Origin of the sequence: Mesorhizobium sp. M7A.F.Ca.CA.002.15.2.1 (genome assembly GCF_003998715.1) — a bacterium.
Taxonomy (GTDB): domain Bacteria; phylum Pseudomonadota; class Alphaproteobacteria; order Rhizobiales; family Rhizobiaceae; genus Mesorhizobium; species Mesorhizobium ciceri.
In genome coordinates this window covers 1-1111 of record NZ_RZPI01001058.1, presented here as the reverse complement: position 1 = coordinate 1111, position 1111 = coordinate 1, and the positions used below count along the sequence as shown (strand labels likewise).

Below are 1111 nucleotides of genomic sequence, written 5' to 3'. Positions count from 1 at the left end.
GCAAAAGTTTCACCCGGTTGCGGAAAATGGCGAAAAAAATCGCCAAGACATGGCAGGTATGCAAATGCTGCACTGCACAATTGTCACGATTCACCTATATTGGCAGCCGTGGAGGACCAATTTGGGGCTTGAATCATGGGTTTCTTCACTGAAATGTTCGCCCGGCCTCGGCCACAGGAACATCTGAGATACCGCTCGGCGCTCGCGCTGCTTCATTCGATGAGCAATGCCGACCGCGCCGACATAGGGATCAAGCCGGCCGACTTCCCCCGCATCGCCCGCGAAATGTCCATTCGCTAGCTGCATCCGGTGTTCAGGATGTCCCGGATCGGTCCGGGACACCTCCAAAAAATTCAATTCCTTAGCGCGATCCCAGGAACGTCGCCTTGCCCAACGGTACGCCATTGTGGCGAAGGATGTCGTAAGCCGTGGTGAGATGGAAATAGAAGTTGGGCATGGCCACATGCAGCAGATACTGCAGGCCGGGCATCGAGCTTTCGCGTCCACCAAGCTTCAGCTCGATGATCTTGTCATCGGAGCCGTCGAATTCGGCAGCCGAAAATGTCGCGAGAAGGTCGAGCGTCTTCGTGATGCGAGCCTGGACATCGGCAAAACTCGCCTCATTGTCCTCGTATTTCGGCACTTCGCGGCCGGCGAGCCGTGACGGCGCGCCCTTGGCATGATCGGTGGCGATCTGCACCTGCCTGGTCAAGGCGAACATGTCCGGCGCCAGCCGCGCCGTCAGAAAAACCTGCGGGTCTATCTTGCGGTCCAGCGCATTCTGTTCGGCGGTCGCAAGCACATTGGAAAGCGCTTTCAGCCTGGCCGAAAACACCGGCACGGATGCCTCATACATCGATATCGTCACGTCAAATCTCCTGCCCGGCCCAGCGCCGGCGGACGCGACGTAGCGCCTTCGTGCAGGATTTTTCAAGGCCGCCGACGCCGCGTCACCACGTTGCCGCAATCGCCGTCGTAGAATCCTCTTATCGAGCGGAGGTTCCCGATGAGATGCGCCCTTTTCGCAGCGACTGCCTTTCTCTCCCTTGCCCCGATCGGTCAAACGACCTTGGCAGCCGAAGATGCCCGCGAAACGCCCTATGTCGACGAC

The 1111-nt window shown here is 58.7% G+C and carries 2 protein-coding genes; one reads left to right on the top strand and one right to left on the bottom strand.

Annotation, left to right across the window (positions count from 1 at the left end; genetic code table 11):
• The coding region (locus ENZ74_RS34830; RefSeq protein ID WP_206522393.1) for a hypothetical protein at positions 1-187 on the top strand (187 nt) is incomplete at its 5' end.
• 174 nt (positions 188-361) lie between these two features.
• Here the strand turns inward: ENZ74_RS34830 and ENZ74_RS32555 are convergent.
• Positions 362-868: a DUF1993 family protein gene (locus tag ENZ74_RS32555; protein WP_063167831.1), complete on the bottom strand. Its 507-nt coding sequence runs from the start codon at positions 866-868 to the stop codon at positions 362-364.
• Positions 869-1111: the final 243 nt, after the last annotated feature.